The organism is Streptomyces sp. NPDC048018 (assembly GCF_043202995.1).
In the GTDB taxonomy this organism is placed as follows: domain Bacteria; phylum Actinomycetota; class Actinomycetes; order Streptomycetales; family Streptomycetaceae; genus Streptomyces.
The window spans coordinates 1,105,761-1,124,058 of the sequence record NZ_JBIDBK010000001.1; the positions used below are offsets into that span (position 1 = coordinate 1,105,761).

The window sequence follows — 18,298 nt, forward strand, 5'->3', positions numbered from 1 at the left end:
GTGTCCATTCCGCCAGGATCGTGCCTCAGAGGCAAGTTTCTTGCCTCTGAGGCAAAGCCCAGGGGGCGGTTCCGGACGTCCTCCGTCAGCGCTGGGCGACGGCCTGCCTGACCAGCGTCCTCCCGAAGTCCCACATCAGTCCGCCGCCCCCGTGGGCGTCGTCCATCACCGCCGTGAAGGCGGTGACGAAGCGGTCCACGTCCGCCTCGTCGATGACCAGCGGGGGGATCAGTTTGATCACCTCCAGATGGTCTCCCGACACCTGGGTCAGGATGCGGTGGCGCTGGAGCAGCGGCACCACGACCATCTGGGCGAAGAGCCCCTTGCGGGCCGCCTGGAGCATCGTCCAGCGGCTGCGCAGGCCGAGCGAGGAGGGGCGGCCGAACTCGATGCCGATCATCAGGCCCCGGCCCCGGATCTCCTTCAGCAGCTCGTAGCGCGGTACGAGCTCGCGCAGCCGCCCCGCGAGCAGATCGCCGATGCGCCGGACGTGCGCGACCGTGCCCTCGGACTCCATCACCGACAGCACCGCGAGCCCGGCCGCCATGGCCTGTGCGTTCGACCCGAAGCTGGCCGAGTGGACGAGCACCCGGTCCATCGACGAGTAGACCTTCTTGAAGATCCAGTCCTTCCCGAGGGTCGCCCCCACCGGCACATAGCCGCCGGAGAGCGCCTTGGCGACGCAGACCAGGTCCGGCTCGACGCCCTCCTCGTGCTGGTACGCGTAGAAGTCGCCGGTCCGCCCGAGGCCGGTCTGCACCTCGTCCGCGATGAGCAGGGCGCCGTGCCGGTGCAGCAGGTCCTGGGCGGCACGCAGGAAGCCGGGCGGGGCCTCGTGGACCCCCTTGCCCTGGACGGGTTCGACGACGAAGCCGGCGACGTCGCCCTTGCGCAGCTCGCGTTCCAGGGCGTCGAGGTCGCCGAGCCCGATCGGTGTGTCGGGCAGCAGCGGTGCGAAGCCCTCCCGGAAGCCCTCCTCGCCGTTGACCGAGAGGGAGCCGGTGGTGAGGCCGTGGAAGGCGTGGGAGCAGTAGACGATCCTCGGCCGTCCGGTGGCGTACCGGGCGAACTTCAGCGCGGTCTCGACGGCCTCGGTGCCGCTGTTGCCGAAGAACACCCGGTCGAGGTGCGGGCTGTGCGCGAGCAGCCGTTCGGCGAGCAGGCCCGGCAGCGGCTGGCAGTCGAAGCGGGTGAGGTCGGCGAGCTGGGCGTCGAGGACGTCGTGCAGCGCCTTGCGCACGACGGGATGGTGCCGGCCGAGGCCCATGACGCCGAAGCCGGCGAGCATGTCGAGGTAGTCGGCGCCGTCGGCGTCCCAGAAGTGGGCGCCCTCGGCCCGCTCGTACACCTTGTCGAAGCCGATGGTGCGGAGCATCCGGGGCAGCTGGTGGTTGAGGTGGCGGGCGTGCAGTTCGTAGCGCTCGCCACCCCGTTCGGCGAGCAGCGCCCGCAGGTCGAACTCACCGGTCATGGCGCTCGCTCACCCGTTGTTCCCGTTGACGGTCTCGCGGACCGCGCGCAGGGATTCCTTGAGCGAGCCCATGGTGGCGAGGACGGCGGTGGGCTCGTAGCCGCAGTGCGCCATGCAGTTGGCGCAGCGCGGGTCCTTGCCGCGGCCGTACTTGTCCCAGTCCGTCTCCTCGATGAGCTCGCGGTACGTCGGGACGTAGCCGTCGCTCATCAGATAGCAGGGGCGCTGCCACCCGAAGAGGGAGTAGTTGGGGATCGCCCACGCGGTGCACGGGAAATCGGCCTTGCCTTCGAGGAAGTCGAGGAACAGCGGCGAATGGTTGAGGCGCCAGCGCCGTCGGTTTCCGCCTGCGAACGCCTTCTTGAAGAGTTCCCTGGTCTGCTCGACACCGAGGAAGTGCTCCTGGTCGGGAGCCTTCTCGTAGGCATAGGCGGGCGAGATCATCATTTCGTCGACCTGGAGGTCGTCGTTGAGGAAGTTGAGCACCTCGATGATCGTCTGCGGGGTGTCGGTGTTGAAGAAGGTCGAATTGGTCGTGACCCGGAATCCGCGCCGCTTGGCCTCCTTGATCGCCGCGACGGCCTCGTCGAAGACGCCTTCCTTGGCGACCGATTCGTCGTGCCGTTCACGCAGGCCGTCGATGTGCACGGCGAAGGCGAAATACGGGGAGGGGGTGAAGTCGTCGAGCTTCTTGCGCAGCAGCATGGCGTTGGTGCACAGGAAGACGTACTTGCGCTTGGCGACGAGCTGGCGCACGATCTCGTCGATCTGCGGGTGCATCAACGGTTCGCCGCCGGCGATGGAGACCATCGGCGCCCCGGACTCCAGGACGGCACCGACCGCCTGGGCGACCGGCATGCGCTGCTTGAGCACGCCCGCGGGGTGCTGGATCTTGCCGCAGCCCTCGCACTTGAGATTGCAGGCGAACAGCGGCTCCAGTTCGACGATGAGCGGGAACTTGTCCCGCTTGCGGAGCTTCTGTTCGAAGAGGTAGGTCCCGACCCGGATGGACTGACGGAGCGGCATGGCCATAACTCGCTCACCTCCTGGGGAGCAGCAAAGAACGGTGCCATTCGAAGAATGCGGGAAGGACGGCACGAAGGACGCGGAAGGCCGATATTCCCCCGCGTACCGTGCCGATCCGTACCAGTTCGTGTTCCGGAGCGTCCACGACCACCCGGACGGCCGCAACCGGACGGGGCCCGGCGGCGGTGGCGGTCCGCAGCGTGGCGGCGGACTCCATGTCGACGGCGATCGCGCCGCCGGCCAGCAGCGCGGCCCGCTCGGGCCCGCGCACCACGTGGTCGGAACCGGTCAGCGGGCCGGTGTGCACGGTCCTCCCGGGCAGTGCCCGGGTGAGCGCCTTGACCAGCAGTTCGGCGCCCACGCAGGGGATGGTGCCCTCGGAGTCGCGGGTCTCCCCGGCGACGATCAGGTCGCCGGGGTGCATCCCCGGTGCGAGGCCCGCGCAGAAGCCGGAGGCGACGACGGCCGCGTCCCGCCAGGGCTCGCGGTCGAGGGCGCGGGAGACGGCCTGGCGCGCGTGCGCCGGGCCCATCCCGGTCCGGACCACGGTCACGGGCGCGGGCGCCCCGCCGCGGTCGCCGCTGCGCAGGGCGAACTTCTCGATGCCGAGCGCGCAGGCGACCAGCAGCGGGGGGACGGCGGCCGCTCTGGCCGGCTCCCGGGCCATCAGCCGGTCCCCCGGCCGTGGAGCACCGGCTCGCCGTTCACGTAGCGGCCGAGCGCGGTGAGCGGGAAGACCTGGCGGTAGAGGTGGTAGTTGATGGAGAAGTCCCAGGGGAAGCCGGTGCCCGTGAAGTACGGCTCGTCCCAGGAGCCGTCCTCCCGCTGGGTCGCCACGAGCCACCCGACACCCCGGCGGACCGACGCGGACTCCCGCTCGCCGGCCGCGAGCAGGGCGATCAGCGCCCAAGCGGTCTGGGAGGCGGTGGAGGCCCCGCGCCCCATTCCCGGGTACTTGCGGTAGGAGCGCAGGTCCTCGCCCCAGCCGCCGTCCTCGTTCTGTACGGACTCCAGCCAGCTGACGGCCCGCCGGATCGCCGGGTGGTCGCGGCCGATCCCGGCGGCGGTGAGGGCCGGGACCACCGAGCCCGTGCCGTACACGTAGTTGACGCCCCAGCGACCGAACCAGGCGCCGCTGGGCTCCTGTTCGGCGAGGAGCCAGTCGATGCCGCGGCGGGTGCGGGGGTGGTCGGCCTTGCCCTCGTAGGCGAGCATCTCCACCACGTGGGCGGTGACGTCGGCCGACGGCGGATCGATGACCTCCCCGAAGTCGCAGAACGGCAGCCGGTTGGGCAGACGGCTGGTGTTGTCGGCGTCGAAGGCTCCCCAGGCACCGTTGCGGGACTGCATGCCGACGGTCCACCGGGCGCCACGGCGGACGGCCGCCTCGACCCGCTCGGGTTCGGGGTGCCTCACCCGGCGCAGGGCGAGGATGACCTCCGCCGTGTCGTCGATGTCGGGGTAGTTGTCGTTGTGGAACTCGAAGGCCCAGCCTCCCGGCTGGAGCCGGGGCTTGCGCACGGCCCAGTCGCCCTTGCGGAGGATCTCCTCGCCGAGCATCCAGTCGACCGCCTTCACGAGCGCGGGGTGGTCGGGCCGGACACCGGCGTCGGCGAGGGCGATCGTGGCGAGGCAGGTGTCCCAGACCGGGGACTGGCAGGCCTCGACCATGCGGGAGCCGTCCTCGCGCCACACCGCGAAACGGTCGAGGGACTCCAGCCCGGCCCGCATCACCGGGTGCTGGAGGTCGTAGCCGAGGAGGTGCAGCGCGATCACCGAGTAGACGGCGGGCGGCTGGATCCCGCCCCAGCAGCCGTCGTTCTCCTGCCGTTCGACGATCCATCGGGCGGCGACGTCCATGGCGGTCTTGCGCAGCAGGCGGGGGGCCAGCTTGCGGTAGAACCGCAGTCCCTTGTCGGCCCGTTGGAAGAAACCGTCCCAGCTGAAGGCGGGCGCGAGGGGACGGGCGGGGCTGGGCCGGGCCGGGTCGGTGTGGAGCTCGTCCAGCGCGAAGGGGGCCGGGCGTACCGGCCGCTTGGCGGAGACGACCGTGAGCGGCACGATCGTCTGCCGGGCCCAGCAGCCGAAGTCGTAGATGTTGAGCGGGAACCAGCTGGGCAGGAAGATCAGTTCGGGCGGCAGCTCGGGCAGGTCGTCCCAGCGCCACCAGCCGAAGAGGGCGAGCCAGATCCGGGTGAAGACCCGGGCCTCGGCGATGCCGCCGTGCTCCCGGATCCAGGCGGAGGCCCGGGCCATGTGCGGGTCGTCGGGGAGGTCTCCGGCGAGCCGCAGGGCGACGTAGGCCTCGATGGTGGCGGAGAGTTCGCCGGGCCCCTCGTAGAAGGTGGCCCAGGTGCCGTCGGCGCGCTGCCGGCCGCGGATGTGGAGGGCGGTCGCGCGGGTGGTGTCCGGGTCGAGGATCCCGAGGAACTGGCGGAGCAGCAGGTCCTCGGCGTCCATGGTGACGTTGGTCTCCAGGTCGCCCTTCCACCAGCCTTCGGCGTCCTGGCGGCCGAGGAGGTGGTCGACGGAGCGCTCCGCCGCCCTGGCGGCGGCCTCGTCGAGCGCTCCGGTGCTGGCGATGGTCGTTTCGCTGGCCGCGGCTGCTCGGGGTCCCACGGCCCCGGCGCTTCCGTCGGTCGTCGCTGTCATGGCTTCCCCTTCGTGCAGTAGCTCTACTTCTGCTTCTTCGGGTCTGCCGTCGGCCGGTGCCGGGTGGCACCGGCCGGCGACTGCGAACTCATATCAGAGTGATGGTGATCATCTCTTCCGTACGACGACGAAATCGGCCAGCGCGGTGAGCTGGGCGCGGACATGGGCCGGCAGATCCACGTCGTGCAGCGCCTCGATGGCGATGGTGTGCTGGCGGCGGGCCTCCTGCGAGGTCCACTCGCGGCCGCCGGCCTCCTCGATCAGGGCCGCGCGGAACGCGAACTCCTCCTCCGAGAAGGAGTCGAAGTCGGTGCTCTTGGCATCGGCGGCGAGCAGTTCGCCGAGCCGCTCGGAGGCGGGGCCGCCGGCCGCGAGGGCGGCGACCACGGGCAGCGACTTCTTGCGCTGGCGCAGGTCGCTCCAGGTCTGCTTGCCGGTGGCCTCCGGGTCGCCCCAGATGCCCAGGAGGTCGTCCACGGCCTGGAAGGCGAGGCCCAGGTGGTAGCCGTACTCCTCCAGCTTGTCGGCGGTGCGGTCGTCCGCGCCGCCGAGGACGGCGCCGATGGAGACGGCGCAGGCGAGGAGGGCGCCCGTCTTGTTGCCCTCCATCTCCAGGCACTCCTCGACGGTGACCCGCTCCCGGTGCTCGTAGGAGATGTCCTGGGCCTGCCCGTCGATGAGCTTGCGGGTGGCGGTGGTCAGCCGGCGGGTGGCGCGGCCCGCCTCGACGGTGCCGAGCTCCAGCAGCAGCTCGTTGGCGAGGGCGAAGAGGGCGTCGCCGACCAGGATGGCCTGGGCGGGGCCGTGCACCTTCCAGACGGTGTCGCGGTGGCGGCGCTGCTCGTCGCCGTCCATCAGGTCGTCGTGCAGCAGCGAGAAGTTGTGCACGAGCTCCACGGCGACGGCGCCGGGGATGCCGACATCGGGGGCGGCGCCCGCCGCCTCGGCGGAGATCAGCGCGAGCGCCGGACGGACGGCCTTGCCGCTGTCCCCCTCGGCCGGGTTGCCGTGGGCGTCGATCCAGCCGAAGTGGTAGGCGGCGACGGTGTCCATGGGCGCCGCGAGACGGTCGACGGCCGCCCGCATGACGGGCGTGGACAGCGTCCGGCCCCGTTCCAGCAGTGCGGCGACGTCCGCGGTGTCGACGGCCGGATCTCCCGGGGGCACAGTCGGCACGGTCTCTCCTCTAGTTCCGGTACTCACACTCATGCCGCCTCCTGCAGCGGATGTTCGTAGCGGCGGCCGAGGGCGGAGAGCGCGGCGGCCGCGGCGCTGAAGCCGCTGCGGACCGCACCCTCCATGGTCGCGGGCCAGCCGGTGGCGGTCCAGGCGCCGGCCAGACAGAGGCCGGGGACGTGGGTGCGGGCGCCGGGGCGGAGCCGGCCGACGCCAGGGGTCGGGGCGAACGTGGCGGTCCGCTCGCGGGTGACGAAGAAGTCACGGATCCCCGCGCCGCGGGCGGCGGGCAGCAGCCGCTCCAGCTCGGGGAGGTAGCGCTCGCGGAGCGCGGCGACGGTCTCGTCGATCTCGTCCTGGGCGGCGGACTGCGAGATCGCGAGGTACTGGCCCGGGCCGCGCAGGCCGGAGGAGTCGGTGCGGTCGAAGACCCACTGCACCGGGGAGCCCAGGGCGGCGAAGAAGGGCCGGCGCAGGACCTTGCGGTCGTAGATCACGTGCAGGTTGAGGATGGGCGCGGTGCCGATGTCGAGGAGCCGGTCGGGATCGTCGAGGGCGCCCTCGGGCAGCAGCTCGCGGGTCTCCCGCTGCGGTACGGCGAGGATGACGGCGTCGGCCTCCAGGGTCTCCCCCGGCACCTCGACGGTCCAGCGCCCGTCGTCGGCGCGGGCGATCCGCTCGGCCTTGGTCCGCAGTTCGGTGCGGACGCCGAGGGAGTCGAGGGCCTTGCGGGCGCGGGTGTCGTGCAGCTCGCCGAGCGGGACGTGCGCCCAGCCGATGTCGGCGGCGCCCTTCTCGGAGAGCAGCCCGGTCTTGAAGACCATCGCGGCGAGGCCCATGGAGGCGTGCGGGGCACTGGCGTTGAGGGTGGGGATGCCGACGAGGTCCCACAGGGCCTCGACGGCGCGGGCGGACTGCCCGTGGCGGCCGAGCCAGGTGCCGAAGTCGATGCCGTCGAGGGCCGGGTCGGCCGGGTCGAGCTTCTTCAGCGCGAGCGCGGCCCGCCCGACGCTCGCCCGCTCGGCGAGGGAGAGATGCGGGTAGGTGGCGAGGCTGCGCGCCAGGTGCAGCGGTACGGGCAGGCCGTCACGGCGCAGCCGTCCGAGCCGCGGCCCGCGCGGGTGCCGGACGTCGAGCACGGGCACGTCGAGGCGCGGCTGCAGGGGGGCGAGGCCGGCGCCGTCGACCCGGTCGAGGAACCAGCGGTACGCGGTGCAGCAGCGCAGGTAGACGTGCTGTCCGTTGTCGACGGTGAGGTCGCCGCGCTTGAACGAGAAGGCGAGGCCGCCGAGCCGGGGGCGCCCTTCGAGCAGGGTGACCCGTACGCCGCTCTCGGCGAGCTGGAGCGCGCTGGTCACGCCGGCGAGGCCGCCGCCGACGACGACGGCGTGCGGCCGCCGGCCGCCGGGGCCGGTCGGGGACGTGGTGCCCGTGCGCTCGGTGCGGTCGGCGGTCATGCGTCCTCCCCTCGGAACGTCGTCGTCAGGGACGCGCCACGGGCGCTGCGGGTTGAGACCTCGCGGCCGGCGACCGGGCGGGGGCCGGAGTCGCCGAAGTCCGCTCCGGCACGGGCGGCGCTCACGCGGGCCTCCTGACCGTGCGGCGGGAGATGTGCCGGGCGTCGAGTCCGGAGAGACCGCGGACGGCGACGTAGGCCTTCTCGTGGCCGGGGAGCGAGACACGGCCGCGCAGCACGGCCCCGGGGTCGCGTTCGATCCGGTCGAGGAGGCGGCGGTAGATGCCGGCCATGGCGGCGACGCAGGCGCCGCTGCGGCGGTCGAGCATCGGCAGCAGGCGGTAGCCCTCGGCGAAGAGGGCGCGCGCCCGGCGGACCTCGAAGTGGACCAGGCCGGCGAAGTCGGCGCCCGCCGGCGGGGTGGCGCCGGCGAAGCCGTCGGAGCAGCCGAACTTGGCCAGGTCGTCGGCCGGCAGGTAGGTGCGGCCGTTCCCGGCGTCCTCGCGGACGTCCCGGAGGATGTTGGTGAGCTGGAGGGCGAGGCCGAGGGTGTCGGCGTACTCGGAGGCCCGCTCGGCGCCCGGCGCGCCGGACTGGGTGCCGAAGACGCCGAGCGAGAGCCGCCCGATGGCACCGGCCACGCAGCGGCAGTAGACCTTGAGCTCGTCCCAGGTCTCGTAGGTCTCGCCGCGCACGTCCATGAGGACGCCGTCGATCAGCTCGTCGAGCCCGCCGAGCGGGATCGGGAAGCGGCGGGCGGCGTCGGCGAGCGCGACGGCCACCGGGTCGATGTCGTCCTCGGCGACCTGCCCGGCGTGGACGCGACCGAGGATCGCGCGGGTCGCCTCCAGGCGCTCCTTCTTCTCGGCGGGCGGGAGCGGCCCGTCGCCGATGTCGTCGACGCGCCGCGAGAAGGCGTAGAGCGCCGACATGGCCTGCCGCTTCTCGGCCGGCAGCAGCCGGATCCCGTAGGCGAAGTTGCGTGCCTGCTGACCGGTCACGGTCTCGCAGTAGCCGTACGCGGCCTGGACCGGCGCGGACGGCTGCGGCTGTCCCTCCACTGTCCGGCTCACCCCTCTCTCCGCGCCGCGAGCAGGACGGTGCCCGCGCGGCGCATCAGACTCGGTTTGGTGGCCTTCGGCGGCCCGGGCAGGACGTCGAAGCCGGCGGCGGCGATCGCGTCGAGTGCCGCGTGGCCTCCGGCGGTGAAGCCGGCGAGCAGCAGCCGGAGGCGCCCGTGGACGCTGCCGACGAGCGGCGTCCCGGCGTCGAGCAGGGTGCGGGCCCGGTCGGCCTCGAAGGCGATCAGCGCGCGCACGGAGGCGCCGGCGGTGGGTCGGGCCAGGTCGTCCTCGGTGACGTGGAAGCGCTCGAGGTCCTCGGCGGGCAGGTAGATCCGGTCGGCCGCGAGGTCCTCGGCGACGTCCTGGAGGTGCTCGACGATCTGCAGTGCCGTGCAGATCTCGTCGGAGCGGCGGATGCGTTCGGGGGTGGCGGTACCCGTGATGCCGAGGACGAGCCTGCCGACGGTGTTCGCGGAGAGCTCGCAGTAGGCGAGGAGGTCGCCGTAGGTCTCGTAGCGCCGGACCATCTGGTCCTGGCGGTTGGCGGCCACGAGGCCCAGGAACGGCTCCGGGGGTAGGCCGCAGCGCTCGACGGTGGGGCCGAGGGCGCGGAGCAGCGGGTGCCGGGGCGGGCCGTCGGCGGGGTCGAAGAGGCGCAGCAGGTCGGTCTCGAAGGCGTCGAGCATCGCGAGCCGGTCGCCGGCCCGCTCGGGCGGCACGCCGAGGTGGCGCGCGTCGGCGCCGCCGGGGGCGAGGTCGCCGTCGCCGATGTCGTCGACGAGCCGCGCGAAGCCGTAGACGGCCATGAGGTCGTCACGCCAGGCGCGCGGCAGGAAGAAGGGGGCCACGGGGAAGTTCTCGTCCGCGGCCTTGCCGAGTGTGGTGCGCGAGGCGGCGTCGGGGCGCGCCTGCCGGGTTCCCGTCACCGGCCGCTGCCCGACGCGGGGACGGCGACACCCTCGTGGAGCTGGAGATTCTGCGTCATGGCCGTCACATCTCCCGTTCTACACTGCGGATCCGACCCATCCTATTTCGGACACGCCGCCGACCCCTGCCCGTGGCCCACCGCGTGGTGGCCGGGGGCCGAGGGGTATCGCCCCACTTGCCGCGAAACAGACCGTTACAGCTTACGTTGTACGAGGCCGTGTGCCGCGCCCGGGGGCCCGGGGCGTGGCGACGGCGTCGAGGGGCGGGTCAACCTTCCCTAAGCGGTCGGAAGTTCACGGTCTCGTGACCTTCCCGGGGGGCGCGTGGCGACCGCGGCGGGGAGCCTCAGGGGGCTCGGGTGCCGGAGACCACCATGGCCAGGGTGGATTCGACGACGTCGTCCCTGCGCTGGGCCGGCAGCCGGCGCAGCGGGCCCTCCAGCAGCAGGAGGGACAGTCCGTGCACGGCCGACCACGCGGCGGCCTCGGCGGCGGGACGGGTCGTGCGGGGCGGGCGCGCGGTCGCGGCGAGGTCGGCGAGGGCGTCGGTGAGCAGGGTGAAGGCGCGCACCTCGCCGGCGGGGGCGTCGGGGTCGGTGCAGGGGCCGGGGGCCTCGGAGCGGGGCGCGCCGAAGGCGGAGCGGTAGAGGCCGGGCTGCTCGACGGCGAAGGCCACGTAGCCGCGGCAGAGGGCGGCGAGCCGGGCCTCGGCGGCGAGGGCGGGGTCGTCGGCGCCGGGGACGCGGGCGGCGGTCCGTTCCATGGAGTCGGCGAGCGCCCGCCGGGCGTGGTCCCGGACGGCCGCGAGGAGCTCGCCGCGGCCCTCGAAGTGCCGGTAGGCCGCGGTGGGCGAGACGCCGACGCGGCGGGCCGCCTCGCGCAGCACGATCCGCTCGGGGCCTCCTTCGACGGCGAGGCCGACGGCCGCGCAGATGAGGGCGTTGCGCAGATCGCCGTGATGGTAGGTCTTTCCTCCGGAGATCGCTGCCATGCGCTCATCCTGCCCGATGTTGACCGCATGAACATTCCGGGCGGCCTCGCGACGCGCGAGAACCGGACGCTTCCGGACACGGAACCGCCCCCGCCGATCGGATCGGCGGGGGCGGCGGAGAGCGCGTTCGACGGCGGGGCTACTTGCCGGTCTCGCGCTCGTAGGCGGCGATGACCTCGTCGGTCGGGCCGTCCATGAGCAGCTCGCCCTTCTCCAGCCAGAGCACCCGGTCGCAGGTGTCCCGGATCGACTTGTTGCTGTGGCTGACCAGGAAGACCGTGCCGGCCTCCTTGCGCAGCTCGCGGATGCGCTCCTCGGAGCGGATCTGGAACTTGCGGTCACCGGTCGCGAGCGCCTCGTCGATCATGAGGACGTCGTGCTGCTTGGCGGCCGCGATGGCGAAGCGGAGCCGGGCGCCCATGCCGGACGAGTAGGTCCGCATCGGCAGCGAGATGAAGTCGCCCTTCTCGTTGATGCCGGAGAAGTCGACGATGTCCTGATACCGGTCCTTGATCTCGTCGCGGCTCATGCCCATCGCGAGGCCGCCGAGGATCACGTTGCGCTCCCCGGTGAGGTCGCTCATCAGCGCCGCGTTGACACCGAGCAGCGAGGGCTGCCCGTCGGTGTAGACCTTGCCGCTCTCGGTGGGCAGCAGGCCCGCGATGGCACGCAGCAGGGTCGACTTGCCGGATCCGTTGGTGCCGATCAGGCCGATGGCCTCGCCGCGGTACGCGGTGAAGGTCACCCCGCGCACGGCGTGCACCTTGCGCACACCGCGTTCGGCGTCGCCCTTGCGGCGGCGGACGATGCGGCTCAGGGCGGCGGTGGCGCTGCCCTTGCCGCCGGCGCCGCCGTTGACCCGGTAGACGATGTGGACGTTGTCCGCGATGACGGTGGGCACGCGGCCCTGGGAGTCGTGGTCAGCCACGGCCGTACCTCTCCTCGGCCTTCCAGAAGTAGACGAAGCCGCCCACTCCGATCACCACGGACCAGGCCACGGTGACGAACCAGACGTGGGGCGGGAGGTTCGAGCCCCCGTAGCCGTCGATCAGCGAGAACCGGATGAGGTCCATGTGCAGGGCGGCGGGGTTGTACTGGAGCAGGTCGGCGATCCACGCCGGCTTGTCCTCCAGCATCACGGGGATCGAGAACATGACGCCCGACGCGTACATCCAGGTCCGCATGATGAACGGCATGAGCTGCGCCAGGTCCGGCGTCTTCGCGCCCATCCGCGCCACGATCATGGCGAGGCCCGCGTTGAAGACGAACTGCAGCACCAGGGCCGGGATCATCAGCAGCCAGCTGAGCGACGGGTAGCTGCCGAAGGCGACGGCGACCGCGACGAGGACCACCATCGAGAAGAGCAGCTGCTGGAGCTGCTGCAGCGCGAAGGAGATGGGCAGCGAGGCCCGCGGGAAGTGCAGGGCCCGCACCAGCCCGAGGTTGCCGGAGATGGCGCGGACGCCGGCCATCACCGAGCTCTGGGTGAAGGTGAACACGAACACCCCGGTCACCAGGAACGGGATGTAGACCTCCCGCGACATGCCCCGGTCCGCACCGATGATCACGCCGAAGATCAGGAAGTACACCCCGGCGTTCAGCAGCGGCGTCACCACCTGCCACAGCTGGCCGAGCTTCGCCTGGCTGTACTGGGCGGTGAGCTTCGCCTGGGAGAAGGCCAGGATGAAGTGGCGTCGTCCCCACAGCTGGCGGACGTACTCCGCGAGCCCCGGCCGGGCGCCGCTGACGGCGAGGCCGTACTTGGCGGCCAGCTCGGCGGAGCTCAGGCCGTCGTCGGCGGACGGTCGGGCGCTTGTCACGACCCCACCGTCCTGGGATGTGTCACTCACAAGTCGAAACTTTCGTGTTCAAGATGCGCGGCAAGTCGGGTACCACGATGTCAGACCACGGGCGGGCGTCCCAGTCGGGTCAGCCGCCACACCGTACGCCACTTCATGGGGTGCCGAGGTCCGCAGGAGGCCTTCCAGCCCTCCCGGAAACCGCCGAACCAGGCCTTGAGAGCGGGTACGGAGGGTCGCCGTGCCAGGGTGAGCAGCAGCCAGACGCCGAGATAGACCGGCACCAGGGGTGCGGGAAGATTGCGGCGCGCCAGCCACACCCGGTTGCGGGCCACGTTGAAGTGGTACGTCGCGTGCCGGGACGGCGGGGTGGTGGGGTGCAGCAGCACCATGTCGGAACGGTAGTCGATCATCCAGTCGGCGTCGAGGGCCCGCCAGGCGAGATCCGTCTCCTCGTGCGCGTAGAAGAACGCGTCCGGCAGGCCGCCGACCTCGGCGAACACCTTGGTGCGCACGGCGTTGGCGCCGCCCAGGAAGGTGGTCACGCGCGAGGAGCGCATCGGGTCCGCGGCGCGCAGCCGCGGCACGTGCCGGCGCTGGGTGAGACCAGTGTCCGGATCGGCGATCCGGAAGCTGATGATGCCCAGCCGCGGGTCGGCGGTGAAGGCCTGCCGGACGAGCTCCGCGGTGTCGTCGTTGGCGAGCAGGCCGTCGTCGTCCAGGAAGAGCAGGGCGTCGACGTCGGAGCCGCCGGGGCCGAAGGCCTCGATGCCGGCGTTGCGCCCGGCGGGGATGCCCACGTTCTCGGGGAGCGTCACCGACCGGACGCCCTCGGGCAGGTCGGTGATCTCCACGCCCTGGCCCACCACGACGGTCTCGATGGCCTCGCCCTGCTGCCGGGCGACCGAGTCGAGCAGGGCGCGCAGGTCGTCGGGCCGGTTGCCCATGGTGATGATCACCGCGCCGAGCTTCAGGGAGGCGGTCATGGTGGGCGTCCTCACTTCAGCCTGCTGGAGGCGAGGATCGACACCAGGTGGAGCACCGTCTGGAGCATCGCGATGCCGGCGAGCACGGCGACGCCGAGCCGGGTGAAGAAGAGGTCGCCCTGGATCCGGTCCACGATCGCGAGGACCAGGATCAGCAGGGAGGCCTCGATCCCGAGGATCAGCCGGTGGAACTTGAGCGCGGCGGCGGCCCGGCGGGCCAGCGCCATGCCGGAGGAGCGCGGCTCGGCGGCGGACTCCTTGACCGGCGGCAGTCCGCCCTGGTGGCGGGCGACGCCGACGAGGTCGGTCTCCGCCTTGATCAGGATGGCGCCGAGCGCGGCGAGGGTGCCGAGGAAGGCCCAGAGCCAGTCGATCCGGCCGCCGCCCCACAGGTCGGCGGCGCGCAGGCCGAAGCCGACCAGGACGGCCGCGTCGCACAAGTAGGCGCCGACCCGGTCCAGGTAGACGCCGCCGAGCGAGAACTGCTTCTTCCAGCGGGCGACCTCGCCGTCGACGCAGTCGAGCAGCAGGTAGAGCTGGACCATGACCACGCCGAGGACCGCGCCCCAGATGCCGGGCACGAGCAGCGCGGGGGCGGCGAGGACGCCGCACACCGTCATCAGGTACGTCAGCTGGTTGGGCGTGACGCGGGTGGTCACCAGCTGCCGGGTGATGCGCAGCGAGATCTCGCGCATGTAGAGCCGGCCACCCCAGTGCTCGCCGCTCCGCCGGTCCTTCACACCCGGCGGGTGGACGACGGGGCGCAGCTCGGCCACCGACGGCTTCCGCGTGGACGGGCGGTGCTCAGCTACCGATGAGTTTTGCATAGTCGGCGTACGCGTCCCTGATCTGGTCGGTGGACAGGTCGAGGTGCTCGAGGATGGTGAAGCGGCCCGGCCGGGTCTGCGGGGCGAACTCCACCGCCCGGACGAACTCGTCGACGGTGAAGCCCATCTCCTCGGGCAGGACGGGCAGGCCGTGCCGGCGCAGCGTGGCGACCATCAGCGCGGACTCGTCACGGGCCCCGCGCAGGTGCATGGCGAAGGCGGCGCCGAGGCCGCACTGCTCGCCGTGGCTGGCCGCGCGGGTGGGGTAGAGCAGGTCGAAGGCGTGGCTGATCTCGTGGCAGGCGCCCGAGGAGGGGCGGCTGTCTCCGCTGATCGACATGGCGATGCCGGACATGACCAGACCCTCGGAGAGGGTGACCAGGAAGTCGTCGTCGCCGACGCCGCCGGGGTGCCGGAGCACCGCCTCGCCGGCGCTGCGGGCCATGGCGGCGGCCAGGCCGTCGACCTTCTCGCCGGTCTCGCGGTGGGAGAGCTCCCAGTCGGCGATGGCGGAGAGGTTGGAGATCGCGTCGCCGATGCCGGAGCGGACGAAGCGGATCGGGGCGTCCCGGATCACGTCGAGGTCGATGACCAGGGCGATCGGGGTCGGGACGCCGTAGGAGCCGCGCCCGTTGTCGTTGTCCAGCGTGGAGATCGGCGAGCAGATGCCGTCGTGCGAGAGGTTGGTGGCGATGGCCACCAACGGCAGGCCGACCCGGGCCGCCGCGTACTTCGTCACGTCGATGATCTTGCCGCCGCCGAGGGCGACGACCGCGTCGTACCGCTTGCCGCGCATGGCGTCGGCGAGCTTGACGGCCTCGTCGATCGTGCCGCCCATGACCGGGTACCAGTCGGCGTCCGGGAGCTCGGGGGCGAAGCGGTCACGCAGCTTCAGGCCGGAGCCGCCGCTGATGGCGACGGCGATCCGCCCGTTGCTGGAGATCCGCTGGTCCGCGAGGAGCGCGGACAGGTCGTCCAGCGCTCCTCCGCGGATGTCGACGACGACCGGCGACGGAATGAGCCGGGTCAGTACTGGCACGCGATGTCACGGCCCTTCGCCAGGTCGTCGTGGTTGTCGATCTCCACCCACTTGACGTCGCCGATGGGGGCCACGTCGACGGTGAAGCCGCGGTTCACCAGCTCCTGGTAGCCGTCCTCGTAGTAGAGGTCGGGGTCGCGCTCGAAGGTGGCCTTCAGGGCGTCGGCGAGCTCCTCGGCGGCGTCGGCCTCGATGAGGGTGACACCGATGTACTCGCCGGTGGCGTCGGCCGGGTCCATCAGCTTGGTGATCTTCTGGACGCCCTTGCCCTCGGCGGTGACGACCTTCATCTCCTCGTCGGCGAGGTTCTTCACCGTGTCGAGGGCGAGGATGATCTTCCGGCCCTCGCCGCGGGCGGCGAGCAGGGTCTTCTCGACGGAGACCGGGTGGACGGTGTCGCCGTTGGCGAGGATCACACCGCGCTTGAGGACCTCACGCGCGCACCACAGGGAGTAGGCGTTGTTCCACTCCTCGGCCTTGTCGTTGTCGATCAGCGTGATCGAGACGCCGTACTCGGCCTCCAGGGCCTCCTTGCGCGCGTACACGGCCTCCTTGCGGTAGCCGACGACGATCGCGACCTCGGTGAGGCCGACCTCGGCGAAGTTCTTCAGCGTGAGGTCGAGGACGGTCAGGGAGCCGTCGCCCTCGCGGTCCACGGGCACGAGGGCCTTCGGAAGCGTGTCGGTGTAGGGGCGCAGACGCCGTCCGGCACCGGCTGCCAGTACGAGGCCAATCATGCTGTCTCTCCTTCGTCGTGTACGGCGGGTGCTCCGGAGGAGACCCAGAAGCGGATGGACTCCACGAGCACCACGAGGCCCACGGCGACCGCGAGGGCGGTGAGGGCCGCGGTGAAGTCGTTGCCGCGGTTCGCCAGCAGGGCGGCGAGAACGGTCACCACGAGCGTGCGTCCCTCGTGGCCGCCGATGGTGCGCACCAGCCAGGCGGGCGGCGCGCCGGTGCCGCCGCGAATGCGGTACACCGTGTCGTAGTGATGGTAGGCGACCGCCGCCACCAGCCCGAATGCGGCGGGCAGGGCCTGGGCGGAGTCCGCCTTCGCGGCGAGCGCGAGCACGGTGACGTACTCGGCGGCCCGGAAGAAGGGCGGGACGAGCCAGTCCAGGGCGCCCTTGAGCGGGCGGGCGACGGCGAGGCCGGCGGTCATCACGTAGATCACGGCGACCGGGATGAGACGTACGTCTCCGGACGGCAGGGCCAGTGCGCCGGCGACCATCACGACGGCGCCGAGGGCGGCGACGAAGACCGGCGCGACGACGCCGGTCCGGCCGCGCAGCAGGCGCGCCTGGAGCTCGGCGAGCGGGCCGGAGTCGGCGAGGTCGGCGAGCGCGCGGGCGGCGCTGTCGGTGCGGGGCGCCTTGCGGGTGAGCGAGCGCAGGACCCGTCCGGCGGTGGTGTAGCAGGCGCCGAAGGCGCAGCCGGCGATCAGCGCCCAGAAGACGATCCGGGGGCTGGTGGTGGCGGTGAGGACGGCGATCATCGCCCAGCGCTCGCCGATCGGCAGGATGATCATGCGGCGGGCCCAGACGGTCCAGCCCACGCTGTCGAGCCGGCTGGAGAGCGCCAGGCCGTTCCTGGCGCCCCCGTTCGCCCCGGCCGCTGTGGCGGCGCCCGCCGCGGCCGCACCGCCGCTGTTCGCCTCGTTGAACGAGAAGTCCACGACATGCCGGCACGTCATGATCACCATCGCGCCGAGCGCGAGGGCCCAGACGTCGTCGCCGTCGCGGGCGGCGCCGAGGGCGAGACCGGCGTAGAAGGCGTACTCCTTGGCGCGGTCGAAGGTGGCGTCGAGCCAGGCGCCCATCGTCGAGTACTGCAGGGAGTAGCGGGCGAGCTGCCCGTCGGTGCAGTCGAGGACGAAGGAGAGCAGGAGCAGGAGGCCGGCGGCGACGTAGCCGGCGCGGTCGCCGGTCGCGGCGCAGCCGGCCGCGACCAGCGCGGTCAGCAGCGACGCGGTGGTGACCTGGTTCGGGGTCAGGCCGCGGCGCGCGCACCAGCGGGCGATGTAGCGCGAGTACGGGCTGATGAAGAAGGTGGTGAAGAAGCCGTCGTGGGCCTTGACCGCGGAGCGGAGCCGTACGGCCTCCTCGTCGACCGCCTCGACGGCGCTGCGCGCCTCGTGGCGGGCCTCGGGGTCGGCGGGCACGGCGGCCACGAGGGTGCCGAGCTGCGGCCGGTGGACGGCGACGCCGTCGGCGGCGAGCGCCTCGGCGAGGGTGTCCGGGAGACTGTCGACGACCGTGTGCGGAGTGCCGGGGCCACCGGGCGCGGCGGCGGCCGTGCCGAGCGCGCGGGCCAGCGCCGGGCGGGCCTCGGGCTGTGCGGTGAGCGCGCCGGGCGCGGCGGCGGCCGGGAAGCGGGGGTCGGTGAGGGCCAGCCGCAGGGCGTGGAGGTGGCCGACGAAGCGCGGGTCCACGACGGCGACGCGCTGACCGGCGGGTACGCCGGCGAGCAGGGTGCCCGTCTCATGGGGGCCGGAGGCGACCTCGACGGCGAAGCCGAGGGACCGCAGATCGGCGTCGAGCGACGATCCGGGTACCGGCGGACCGGTGAGGATGGCGGTCGACAGGACGAACTCACTCCTTGGAGCTGACGGACGGGCCGGCGGGGCCCACGACACGGCCCCGGGCGCGGTGATGCGGCCCGGCACCGGGCGGCGGCACGTCGGCTGAGGCTATCGGATGACGGAAGCGCGAGTTCACCGAGGTTTCGCGGGACGGCCTCCCCCGGGCCGCCGCGCGTCCGCGCGGGTGCGCACGCACTGGGGAGATCATCATGGGCGATCGGCGGTCCGGCCCACAAACCGCGGCGGCGGGGGTGGTGGCCCGGGGTTTCGGGCCCCTCCGGCCGGATTCACATCCTCGCAGGTC

At 72.5% G+C, this 18,298-nt stretch carries 16 protein-coding genes; all 16 read right to left on the reverse strand.

Going from position 1 to position 18,298, the window contains the following annotated elements:
• Positions 1 to 85 precede the first annotated feature (85 nt).
• The 16 genes from ACGF1Z_RS04935 to ACGF1Z_RS05010 all read right to left on the reverse strand — a co-directional run bounded on the left by ACGF1Z_RS04935 (position 86) and on the right by ACGF1Z_RS05010 (position 17,997).
• Positions 86 to 1,471 (reverse strand): aspartate aminotransferase family protein, encoded by a 1,386-nt coding sequence (locus tag ACGF1Z_RS04935; RefSeq protein ID WP_392999928.1) that lies wholly within the window; start codon positions 1,469 to 1,471, stop codon positions 86 to 88.
• Between the two features lie 9 nt (positions 1,472 to 1,480).
• Positions 1,481 to 2,503: an adenosyl-hopene transferase HpnH gene (gene hpnH, locus ACGF1Z_RS04940; RefSeq protein ID WP_376631195.1), complete on the reverse strand. Its 1,023-nt coding sequence runs from the start codon at positions 2,501 to 2,503 to the stop codon at positions 1,481 to 1,483.
• Between the two features lie 7 nt (positions 2,504 to 2,510).
• Positions 2,511 to 3,164, reverse strand: coding sequence for a 1-hydroxy-2-methyl-2-butenyl 4-diphosphate reductase (locus ACGF1Z_RS04945; RefSeq protein ID WP_392999930.1), 654 nt, complete (start codon positions 3,162 to 3,164; stop codon positions 2,511 to 2,513).
• Positions 3,164 to 5,149, reverse strand: a complete 1,986-nt coding sequence (gene shc / locus ACGF1Z_RS04950; protein ID WP_392999932.1) for a squalene--hopene cyclase — start codon at positions 5,147 to 5,149, stop codon at positions 3,164 to 3,166. Before shc ends, ACGF1Z_RS04945 begins: the two co-directional genes overlap by 1 nt.
• Before the next feature lie 108 nt (positions 5,150 to 5,257).
• Positions 5,258 to 6,358 (reverse strand): polyprenyl synthetase family protein, encoded by a 1,101-nt coding sequence (locus ACGF1Z_RS04955; protein WP_392999935.1) that lies wholly within the window; start codon positions 6,356 to 6,358, stop codon positions 5,258 to 5,260.
• Positions 6,355 to 7,782 carry a hydroxysqualene dehydroxylase HpnE gene (hpnE, locus tag ACGF1Z_RS04960; RefSeq protein ID WP_392999937.1) on the reverse strand — a complete coding sequence of 476 codons (1,428 nt, stop codon included), beginning with the start codon at positions 7,780 to 7,782 and terminating at the stop codon, positions 6,355 to 6,357. Before hpnE ends, ACGF1Z_RS04955 begins: the two co-directional genes overlap by 4 nt.
• 121 nt (positions 7,783 to 7,903) lie before the next feature.
• Positions 7,904 to 8,854, reverse strand: coding sequence for a presqualene diphosphate synthase HpnD (gene hpnD, locus ACGF1Z_RS04965; protein ID WP_392999939.1), 951 nt, complete (start codon positions 8,852 to 8,854; stop codon positions 7,904 to 7,906).
• Positions 8,851 to 9,771, reverse strand: a complete 921-nt coding sequence (gene hpnC / locus ACGF1Z_RS04970) for a squalene synthase HpnC (protein WP_392999941.1) — start codon at positions 9,769 to 9,771, stop codon at positions 8,851 to 8,853. The genes hpnD and hpnC overlap by 4 nt, the downstream gene beginning before the upstream one ends.
• 346 nt (positions 9,772 to 10,117) lie before the next feature.
• Positions 10,118 to 10,762: a TetR/AcrR family transcriptional regulator gene (locus ACGF1Z_RS04975; protein WP_392999943.1), complete on the reverse strand. Its 645-nt coding sequence runs from the start codon at positions 10,760 to 10,762 to the stop codon at positions 10,118 to 10,120.
• Positions 10,763 to 10,901: 139 nt separating this feature from the next.
• Positions 10,902 to 11,690, reverse strand: a complete 789-nt coding sequence (locus ACGF1Z_RS04980; RefSeq protein WP_392999945.1) for an ABC transporter ATP-binding protein — start codon at positions 11,688 to 11,690, stop codon at positions 10,902 to 10,904.
• Positions 11,683 to 12,612 (reverse strand): ABC transporter permease, encoded by a 930-nt coding sequence (locus ACGF1Z_RS04985; protein WP_392999947.1) that lies wholly within the window; start codon positions 12,610 to 12,612, stop codon positions 11,683 to 11,685. Before ACGF1Z_RS04985 ends, ACGF1Z_RS04980 begins: the two co-directional genes overlap by 8 nt.
• Before the next feature lie 50 nt (positions 12,613 to 12,662).
• The gene (locus tag ACGF1Z_RS04990; RefSeq protein WP_392999949.1) at positions 12,663 to 13,547 is read right to left on the reverse strand and encodes a glycosyltransferase family 2 protein; all 885 of its coding nucleotides are present in this window, start codon (positions 13,545 to 13,547) and stop codon (positions 12,663 to 12,665) included.
• Between the two features lie 11 nt (positions 13,548 to 13,558).
• Positions 13,559 to 14,374 (reverse strand): CDP-alcohol phosphatidyltransferase family protein, encoded by an 816-nt coding sequence (locus ACGF1Z_RS04995; RefSeq protein ID WP_392999951.1) that lies wholly within the window; start codon positions 14,372 to 14,374, stop codon positions 13,559 to 13,561.
• Positions 14,352 to 15,413 carry an iron-containing alcohol dehydrogenase family protein gene (locus ACGF1Z_RS05000; RefSeq protein ID WP_392999953.1) on the reverse strand — a complete coding sequence of 354 codons (1,062 nt, stop codon included), beginning with the start codon at positions 15,411 to 15,413 and terminating at the stop codon, positions 14,352 to 14,354. The genes ACGF1Z_RS04995 and ACGF1Z_RS05000 overlap by 23 nt, the downstream gene beginning before the upstream one ends.
• The gene (locus ACGF1Z_RS05005; RefSeq protein WP_392999955.1) at positions 15,401 to 16,150 is read right to left on the reverse strand and encodes a sugar phosphate nucleotidyltransferase; all 750 of its coding nucleotides are present in this window, start codon (positions 16,148 to 16,150) and stop codon (positions 15,401 to 15,403) included. The genes ACGF1Z_RS05000 and ACGF1Z_RS05005 overlap by 13 nt, the downstream gene beginning before the upstream one ends.
• The gene (locus ACGF1Z_RS05010) at positions 16,147 to 17,997 is read right to left on the reverse strand and encodes a DUF5941 domain-containing protein (RefSeq protein WP_393000332.1); all 1,851 of its coding nucleotides are present in this window, start codon (positions 17,995 to 17,997) and stop codon (positions 16,147 to 16,149) included. Before ACGF1Z_RS05010 ends, ACGF1Z_RS05005 begins: the two co-directional genes overlap by 4 nt.
• Between the last annotated feature and the right edge of the window lie 301 nt (positions 17,998 to 18,298).

Bases quoted from the DNA above. Each gene is read 5' to 3' on its own strand.
- ACGF1Z_RS04935 (WP_392999928.1), bottom strand. From the start codon at position 1,471: ATGACCGGTGAGTTCGACCTGCGGGCGCTGCTCGCCGAACGGGGTGGC.
- hpnH (WP_376631195.1), bottom strand. From the start codon at position 2,503: ATGGCCATGCCGCTCCGTCAGTCCATCCGGGTCGGGACCTACCTCTTC.
- ACGF1Z_RS04945 (WP_392999930.1), bottom strand. From the start codon at position 3,164: ATGGCCCGGGAGCCGGCCAGAGCGGCCGCCGTCCCCCCGCTGCTGGTC.
- shc (WP_392999932.1), bottom strand. From the start codon at position 5,149: ATGACAGCGACGACCGACGGAAGCGCCGGGGCCGTGGGACCCCGAGCA.
- ACGF1Z_RS04955 (WP_392999935.1), bottom strand. From the start codon at position 6,358: ATGAGTGTGAGTACCGGAACTAGAGGAGAGACCGTGCCGACTGTGCCC.
- hpnE (WP_392999937.1), bottom strand. From the start codon at position 7,782: ATGACCGCCGACCGCACCGAGCGCACGGGCACCACGTCCCCGACCGGC.
- ACGF1Z_RS04975 (WP_392999943.1), bottom strand. From the start codon at position 10,762: ATGGCAGCGATCTCCGGAGGAAAGACCTACCATCACGGCGATCTGCGC.
- ACGF1Z_RS04990 (WP_392999949.1), bottom strand. From the start codon at position 13,547: ATGACCGCCTCCCTGAAGCTCGGCGCGGTGATCATCACCATGGGCAAC.
- ACGF1Z_RS04995 (WP_392999951.1), bottom strand. From the start codon at position 14,374: ATGCAAAACTCATCGGTAGCTGAGCACCGCCCGTCCACGCGGAAGCCG.
- ACGF1Z_RS05005 (WP_392999955.1), bottom strand. From the start codon at position 16,150: ATGATTGGCCTCGTACTGGCAGCCGGTGCCGGACGGCGTCTGCGCCCC.